Origin of the sequence: Rhodococcus sp. NPDC056960, from assembly GCF_042674125.1 — a bacterium.
Lineage (GTDB): Bacteria > Actinomycetota > Actinomycetes > Mycobacteriales > Mycobacteriaceae > Rhodococcus_F.
The window spans coordinates 1-9842 of the sequence record NZ_JBHURF010000071.1; the positions used below are offsets into that span (position 1 = coordinate 1).

A 9842-nucleotide genomic window follows, 5' to 3' on the forward strand; every position below is an offset into this window, starting at 1 on the left:
ACCGCACCGCCACCGGAATGTTGTACGTCGCCGACGGCCCCTCCAACCGGAACAGGAACCACAACCGCGCCTGCGCAAACGACAACGGCACCCGATCGGGCCGCGCACGGGGCGCCAGCGGCGTCCGAACCGCACCGGCACCGAGACGCGGCGCGAGCTCGGCGACCGTCGGAGATTCGAACACCACCCGGATCGGCACCTCCACCCCCAGCACCGACCGAATCCGGCTCACCAGACGCGTCACCGACAACGAATGCCCACCCAGATCGAAGAAACCGTCATCGATCCCCACCCGCGGAACACCGAGCACGTCACCGTAGAGCGACGCCAGCGTCTCCTCGACCGGCGACCGCGGCGCACGGAACACCCTCCCCGCGAACTCCGGTACCGGCAACGCCTTCCGATCCAACTTCCCGTTCGCCGTCAATGGCAACCGATCCACCACCATGATCACCGACGGCACCATGTACTCGGGCAACAACCCGGCCACGAAACCACGAACCTCGGTTCCCGAATCACGTGACCGGCCGGCACCGTCGCTAGCGAGAACGATGTATCCGATCAGCTCGGTGCCACCGCCGGTGGCGCGGGCCACCACCACCGCCTGAGCCACCGCGGGATGTGTCAGCAGCACCGTCTCGACCTCTGCGGGTTCGACTCGGACGCCCCGCACCTTCACCTGCTCGTCCGACCGCCCCACGAGCTCGAGTTCACCACCGGCAGTCCAGCGCACCAGATCCCCGGACCGATACATTCGGGCACCCACCGCCCCGAACGGGCACGCGATGAACCGCTCCGCCGTCAACCCCGACCGATCCAGATAACCGCGAGCCAACTGCACCCCGGCGATATACAACTCCCCCACCACACCCACCGGAACCGGAACCAAACCCGCATTCAGAACGAGCACCTGCGAATTCCACACCGGCGCGCCGATCGGCGCGCTCGTGTCGACTGAAGGGCCGCAGCGATGGTGGGTGACCTGAAGGGCCGTTTCGGTCGGCCCGTACAGGTTGTAGACCGCTGTGCCGCTGTGCTCCATGACGTGGTTCGCCGTCGAGGACAACAGGTTTTCGCCGCCGCAGAAGACGCGTCGAAGCGAGTCACAATCCGCCGGCGCGAGGCGCTCCAGGACCAAAGCGAGCATCGACGGAGAGAAGTCGACGGTAGTGATCGACTCCGATCTGATCATCTCCGCGAGATAGGTCGCATCGCGGTGCCCCTCGGCCCTGGCGATCACCAGCCGCGCCCCGACCTCCAGTGGCAGGAACATCTCCCACACGGACACATCGAACGTCGCGGGGGTCTTCTGCAACACAACGTCGTCGCGGTCGAAGCCGAAATGGTCCCGCATCCACAGCAACTGATTCACGATCGCGGAATGACTGACCGCGACCCCCTTCGGTCGACCCGTCGACCCGGACGTGAAGATCACGTACGCCGTGTTGCTCGGCCTCAACGGGGTGGTGCGTTCCTCGTTGCGGACAGGTGAGGGGTCGATCTCACATCCTTGCCGGCCATCGATCTCCACCACGGGGACACCGCCCGGGATCTTCGGGCGATCTGTCGATCGCGTCAACACACAGACCGGCGCCGCGGACTCCATCATGTGCCGGATGTGTTCGCCGGGATAGTCGGGGTCGATCGGCACATACGCTCCACCTGCCGTCACGACCGCGTAGATTCCCACGACGAGGTCGGTCGAACGTCGTATGGCGACACCGACCCGTGACTCCGGACCGACACCGTGCGCGATCAGCCTCCGAGCCAACCGGTTCGCTCGCTCTTCGACCTCCCCATACGTCAACTGCTCATCGTCGGACGTCAGGGCCACCGCGTCCGGCGTGACAGCCGCCTGGCGTTCGAACAGGTCGGGAAGTGTCACCTCCGGCACGGGGACGGCGGTGTCATTCCACGTGTCCAACACCAACCGACGCTCGCCCGGTTCGACGATGTCGATACGGTCCACGGCCACCTGAGGGTCGTCCGCGACTGTCTGCAGGATACGGGTGAGCCGCCGGGCGATACTTTCGACCGCTGCGGCGCCGAACAGATTCGGCAGATACGCCACTGTCAACCGAAGTTGGGAGTCCACTCTCGCGATCAGCGTCATCGGGTAGTGCGACGCGTCGATCGTACGGACTCCGGTGACGACCATTCCGTCGATGGGGATTGCGGCTGCCAACGCGGCGCGATCGACCGGGTACGACTCGAACACGACCAGAGTGTCGAAGAGTTCCTGCGCCCCTGCAGCCTTGTGGATCTCCGTCAACCCGAGGTAATGATGGTCGATCAAGGTGGCCTGCTGCACCTGCAACCGGGCCGACAACTCGGCGGCCGTGTCGCCCGGTGCGGACCGCACCCGCACCGGCACGGTATTGATGAACAAGCCGACCATGGACTCGACTCCGGCCAGTCCGGCCGGCCGGCCGGAGACCGTCGCCCCGAATACGACGTCCCGCCGGCCGCACAACTGTCCGAGCAGAATCCCCCACGCTCCCTGAACGACGGTGTTCAGCGTGACACCCAGTTCGGCGGCCCGCACCGACAACTTCGCGGACAGATCGGGAGGTAGGTCGACCGTCACGTGCAGTTCCCCCGACGCGGATTCCCGCATCGCGTGTGGGGGTGCCAACAGGGTCGGCTCGTCCACCCCGTCGAGGGCCTCGGCCCAGATTCGAGAAGATTCGGCGCGGTCGCGGTCGGCCAGCCAGACCAGGAAATTCCGGTACCCGGTAGCACTCGGCAACGCGGCGGCGTCGCCTCCCGAGACGTACAGCGCGAGTAGTTCCTCGGCCAGAACCGGCATCGACCACCCGTCGAGCAGTACGTGATGGTGGGTGATCACCAGCTCGAATCGTTCCTGTCCCACCGTCACGAGCGTGAATCGGATCAGCGGCGGTGTCGCCGGGTCGAAATGTGTGGCCTGATCCTCCACGAGAAGACGTTCGAGCTCACCGTCGCGTGTGTCCTCCGGTAGGTTCCGCAAATCGACCTCGCGCCATGGCAACGCGACGGCGTCGAGGACGACCTGCACCGGCCCGGTCTCGGAATCGTCGACGAACGCGGTCCGCAGGTTCGCGTGGCGAGCCAGTAACGCGTGTCCCGCAACGAGAATCCGTTCGGGATCGACCCTTCCGCGGAGATGGAGAACGAGCTGCGTCGTGTACGCGTCGAACGACGAACCGGCCAGCATCGAGTGGAACAACAGACCGGACTGCATCGCCGTCAACGGCCACACATCCACCACGCCCGGATACCGGTCCTCCCACGCCTCGATATCGCGTTGCGACACCGACACCAAGGGAACATCGGACGGTGTCAGTCCGCCGGCCCCGGGCGCGTTCGCGTGCCGCGCCAGTGCACAGACTGCGTCGCACCACAGGTCGGCAAGTTCCTGGACGTCGTCACGGGAGAGCACCCCGGCGGGCGATCCGAATACGGCACCGAGCCGGGGACCGTCCGGACCGTCGGTCACCATCGCATTGATGTCCACTTCGGCCATCGCCGGCATGTCCGGGTCCATCGTCCCGGAGAGTTCCGTTCCCTCGCCGGCGGGCATCCAACCGAGGTCACGCAATTCCTCGGGAACATCGATTGCCGAGATCCGCCCCAGATAGTTGAAACTGACCTGTGCGCCCGGATACTTTTCGAGTTGCGGTGCGGTGTCCGCGTTCAGATACCGAAGCATCCCGTAACCGATGCCGCGGTCGGGTAGCGCCAGCATCTGTTCCTTGACCGCTTTGATCACGGTCCCGGCAGCGGGTCCGCCCGCGAACGCGTCGTCGAGATCGGCGCGGGCGATATCGAGACGTATCGGACAAGATGTCGTGAACCAGCCGACCGTGCGGGACAGATACGCTCCGGGTACGACTTGTTCCTCGCGACCGTGGTTCTCCAGAGATATCAACGATGACGGCTCGACCACGCCCCGACGGCGGCGCCAGCGGGTCAAGGCCATCGCCAACCCCGCCAACAGACCATCGGTGACGCCGGCGCGGACGATCTTGGGGACCGTGGTGAGCAGCGACGCTGTCGCATCGGCGGGCACCTGGATCCGCACGTGCTCGACGGTGGACAGAACATCGAGGAGGGGGTCGCACCTGCGCGGACCCAAGTGCGAGTCGGGGCCCTCCAAAATCGATTGCCACAACGGCAACTCGGCCACACGCCCGGGCCGCACCGCCTCGTCCACCAACCCGTGTGCCCACCGCCGCATCGACGTCCCGGCCGCCGGCAGTACCGGGCGTTCGCCGGCACGCACCTGGGCCCATGCCGCCGCCAGGTCCGGGATCATGATCCGCCACGACACACCGTCGACGACCAGGTGGTGGGCCACGAACAGTAGCCTGCCCACACGATGCGCCGACTGGTCGCCGTGCCGGGGCGCGCGGTCAAGCCAGACGAACTGCACCATCACGCCCGCCCCCGGATCCAAACGCCCGAGGGCCGCATCCAACTCGGCCGACGCGAGCCGCAGCCATGCCGGGTCGCCCGGTGCGTCATCACAGTGGACGTGCCGAATCAGGCGATCCACGTCGACCGCCTCCGGCGGATCGACCCGAAGTTCCTGCTCCCCGGCGTCACCGGTCACCAGACGCGACCGCAACATGTCATGGTGGACGAGGACGGCGCCGATTGTGGCGACCAGCCCGGCCCGATCGATACCGTCGGGCAATTCCAAGAACATCGACTGCGCGAATCGGCGGAAGCCACCACCCCGCGCGAGGAGGAACCGCCCGATCGGCGTCAACGGCATCGACCCCACTCCGCCACCGGACAACTCCTCGAGCACGACCTGATCCGAATCGCGGTTCAGGACTGCAACCTCGGACAGACTCGCAACAGTCCTGTGCTCGAACACATCCCGCGGCGTGACCAGCACACCCCGCGCCTTCGCGCGCGATACCAACTGGATCGACCGGATGCTGTCGCCACCCAGATCGAAGAACCCGTCATCGATCCCCACCTGCTCGAGACCGAGTACCTCGGCGAACACGCGCACCAGGATCTCCTCGGTCTCGGTCTGCGGAGACCGGAACGCTCTGCTCGACGAGAACTCCGGCTCCGGCAACGCCCTGCGATCGAGCTTGCCGGCCGGTGTGAGCGGAAACCTCTCGAGTACGACGATCGCCGACGGCACCATGTACTCCGGTAGGCGGCCCGCGGCCACTGTCCGCACAACCGCCGCATCCACCTCGACCCCGGGCGCGGGGATCACATACGCCACCAGCACCGTCTGCCCGGACGGACCCACGCGATCGACCGTCACCACAGATCCGATCGCGGGCTGCTCCGCGAGGACAGCGTCGATCTCGCCCAACTCGATCCGCCGGCCCCGCACCGTGACCTGGAAATCACTGCGCCCCAGATACTCCAACTCCACAGCGGATTCGCGTTCGACCCACCGCACCACATCGCCGGTGCGGTACATCCGCGCGCCCGGTCCGCCGAACGGATTCGCCACGAACCGCGCCGCGGTCAGTCCCCGCCGATCGTGATACCCCCGGGCCAGCGGCGCACCGGCGACATACAACTCCCCCGCCACCCCTGGCGGCACCGGTCGCAGCCGCGTGTCCAGCACCACGACGGACGCACCCCGCACCGGTCCGCCCAGAGTCACCGGGCGGTGGGGTTTCAAGAGGGGCGAAATCGCGACCGCCACCGTCGCCTCGGTCGGCCCGTACAGGTCGTGCATGCGCCGTCCCGCGGCGTACGACTCCACCACCGGCACCGGAACCGCCTCCGCACCTGTGAGTAGGCACCGCACCGACGACATCCGCTCGACGGGTACCGTCGCCAACATCGTCGGGGTGAGGAACGCGTGCGTCACGTCCGCGCTCTCGAGAATCCGGCCCAGCTCCTCACCACCGCCCACTCCCGCCGGAACCACCACCATCGATGCTGCCGAACCCGTCGCCACCAGGTACTCCAGCACCGATGCATCGAAACTCGGCGACGCCACGTGTAGCACGCGTGCATCCGCTGTGACGGCGAACCTCTCTGCCATCTCCGCCGCGAGACTGCCGAGTCCTCGGTGCGGTACGACGACGGCCTTCGGCTCACCCGTCGTCCCCGATGTATAGATCATGTACGCCGGATGATCGGTCCGTAGCGGAGTGATCCGGTCCGTGTCGGTCACCGACTCAGCGGACCGATCGGACCACCCGGCTCGCACCTCCGGATCGTCGAGCACCCACCAGTCGAGTGTTCTCGGCAGGGCACCGACACACTCGGCGACCGTGATTCCGAACCGCGCGGTGGAATCGGTGATCAGGTACGCGAGCCGACTCGCGGGATACGACGGATCGAGAGGGACGAACGCACCACCTGTCTTCGCGACGGCCCATACTGCCAGCACCGACTCGACCGATCGCGGCACGGCCACGGCCACGGCCGATTCCGGCCCGACTCCGTGTGACATCAGCACCCGTGCGATGCGATTGGACTCGTCCTCCAGCTCTCGGTAGGTGAGCGAGCGGTCTCCACACACGACCGCCACCGCACTCGGATCGTGTGCGACTGCCGCAGAGAGGATCTCCGGCAATGTTCGCACCGTCTCCGCCGGCCCGCCGTGTACGGGAACCAGCCGGTTCCGTTCCTCCGGACCGAGAAGGTCGATGTCGCCCGTCGCGGACTCCGGCGCAGCCGCCAGCAATTCCAGGACCCGCTGGAACCTGTCCGCGATCCCCTGCACCTCGCCTGCGTCGAACAAGGACGGATCATGCCACAGTGATACGGACATCCGCTCACGGGCTTCCACTGCGAGAGTCAGCGAATAGTTGGTTCCCCCATACGAATTCAAGGATGTGATGGAGAGGGAGCCGACCGACTCGAGAAGGGAGGACAGGCTCCGCGGATCGTTCGGGTACGACTCGAACACCGTCAAGGTGTCGAACAGGGCCCCCACGCCGGCCACACGCTGGATCTCCGGCAAGGGAACATGATGATGCTCGATCAACCCGGCCTGCTCCGCCTGAACCCGGCCGATCAACCGGACGATGGATTCCTCGGGATCCACCCGGACCCGCACCGGGATCGTGTTGATGAACAGGCCCACCATCGACTCGATGCCGGGAATCTGCCCAGGCCGACCCGATACCGTCGCGCCGAACACCACATCACGACGGCCGGTATACACGCCCAGCACGATCGCCCACGCAACCTGCACAAGAGTATTCACCGTCACCGACAACCGAGACGCCAACTCCAGGATCTCCGACGACGCACCCTCGTCGAGCTCACGCCGAATCACGGACGATCCCCGTGCCGACTCCGGACGCCCCGTCGCGAGCAGTGCGGGCTCCGCACCGTCGAGCGCTTCCCCCCACGCCGCCAGTGACCGACGACGATCCTGGGTCGTGAGCCACCCCAGATACCGGCGATACGAGACCGCAGGTTCCAGCACCGATCCGTCCCCGCCCGCGCCGTACACGGTCAGCATCTCCCGCATCAGCAACGGCATCGACCATCCGTCGAGCAACACGTGGTGATACGAGACGACCAGCCGGAAGTCTCCGTCGCCCATCGTGACCAATCCGAAGCGCAGGAGGGGTGCCACCGACAGGTCGAATCCGGCAGCTGCATCGTCCGACAGAAGCCGTGCCAGCCTGTCGTCGCGCTCCCCGGCCTCGACACCACGGACGTCGGCTTCCCACCACGGCACTGTAAGGCCCTCGAGCACCACCTGCACCGGCTCTGCCACCCCGTCCGTGAGGAACGCGACCCGCAGATTCGCGTAGCGATCCACCATCGCCTGTGCGGCGGCCTTCACACGGTCCGCACACACCTGACCCGACAGACCCAGCACCGTCTGCACTGCATACACATCGGTCGATTCGGTCGCAAGGATTGCGTGGAAGACCAGACCGGTTTGCAGCGGTGCGAGCGGCCACACATCCACGGCCTCGGGATACCGCGCCGCGACGGCGGACAACTGTTCCGGAGTCGGACTCGGTAACGGCACGTCGTCGAAAATGACGGAGTCTTCATCCCTCACCGGATTCGCGACGGAGGCAAGCCCGGCGACGGTCCGTCGCTCGAATACGTCTCGAGCCGACACCAGCACTCCTCGAGACCGTGCCCGCGACACCACCTGCGTCGACATGATGCTGTCCCCGCCGAGCCGGAAGAAGTCGTCGTCGATACCCACCCGATCGACCCCGAGAACGTCGGCCAGCACCGCCGCCAATGTCTGCTCGGCAATGGATCGCGGTGCCCGGTACGGAGTATCGGATGCGAGATCAGGCTCGGGAAGTGCTCTGCGGTCGAGCTTGCCGACCGGTGTGAGCGGTATCCGGTCGACGACGATGATCGCCGACGGCACCATGTAGTCCGGCAGACGGCCCACCGTCAACTGTCGCAACGCCTCGACGTCCACCTCGGCCCCGGGCGCCGGGACCACGTACGACACCAGCACCTTCTGCGCCGACGGACCTACGCGGTCCACCGTCACCACCGAGCCCACCGCGGGGTGTGAGACCAACACCGTTTCGATCTCTCCGGGTTCGACTCGGATTCCGCGGATCTTCACCTGCTCGTCTGCGCGGCCCACGAAGTCCAGCACACCGTCGCTCGTCCACCGCACGAGATCACCCGATCGGTACATCCGTGAGCCGGGTTCGCCGAACGGGCACGCCACGAACCGTTCCGCCGTCAACCCCTGCCGACCGATGTACCCTCGGCCCACACCGGATCCGGTGATGTACAACTCCCCGACCACACCCACCGGGACGGGGACCATCCCTGGTCCCAACACGAGTGCACGGGCATTCCCGATCGGCACCCCGATCGGTATGCTGACCTGGTCGTCGAAGCCTTTCGATCCGGTTGTCGAGTACGCGGTGGCACACACGGTGGTTTCCGTCGGACCGTACGCGTTGACCACGGTGATCCGCGGATGGCGAGCGAGGAGGCGTCGTACGGCGTTCGGCGACACCACGTCACCCGCGGTGACCACCTGGCGTAGCCGGTCGAGTGCTCCCCTCGCAAGTTCCGGCGAATCGCTCAACAGGTGAAACAGCGGGGTAGTCAGGAACATCGACGTCACATCACCCGCGTCGACGACCCGCTCGAGCACGTCGATGTCCGGTGGCCCAGGCGGGGCTATCACCAATTGGCCTCCGCCGAGCAGCGTCGGCCACAGCTCGTACGCAGACGCATCGAACGCCATCGACGAATGCAGCAACACGCGCTCACCCGGTCCGTCCGGCCATCCGTGCAACGCCAGGTTGATCACATTGGAGTGGTCGATGGCGACCCCTTTGGGGGTGCCGGTCGATCCGGAGGTGTACATCACGTACGCGGTGTTACCCGGCCGAAGTGGTGTCGTGCGGTCGACCGGGATGATGTCCTCCCCGTGTCCAACCTCACCCGAGACGACGTCGAGCAGTATCCGGGGTATGTCGTTGTCCGGCAACGTGCCTGCGGTGGGAGTGTCCGTCAGAATCAGCAGTGGCGCAGCGTCGGCGAGAATGAACCCGGTCCGCGCACTCGGATACCGGGGGTCGATCGGCAGATACCCGCCCCCGGCCCCGAGCACCGCGAGAACCGCGACGACCATCTCGGGAGACCGCTCCAGCGCAACCGCCACCAGCACCTCCGGACCCACACCCGCACCGACCAGCCTGCGTGCCAGCCGATTCGCGCGACCACTCAACTCCCGATAGGTCCAGCTCTCGTCCCCGAACGTGACCGCCACCGCATCCGGCGTCGCCGCCACCCGGGCGTCGAACAAACCCGGAATCGTCGACTCCGGTACCGGTGCACTCGTGTCGTTCCAGCTCCGCAATACCAACTCCCGCTCGTCGGGCTCGAGGATCTCGTACCCCTCGATCCGCCCC

At 66.5% G+C, this 9842-nt stretch carries 1 protein-coding gene; it reads right to left on the bottom strand.

All coding sequences use genetic code 11. The features are described 5' to 3' along the window. Window positions 1-9842: amino acid adenylation domain-containing protein (locus ACFTWF_RS44735; protein ID WP_378467483.1), on the bottom strand; the 9842-nt coding region annotated here is incomplete at both ends.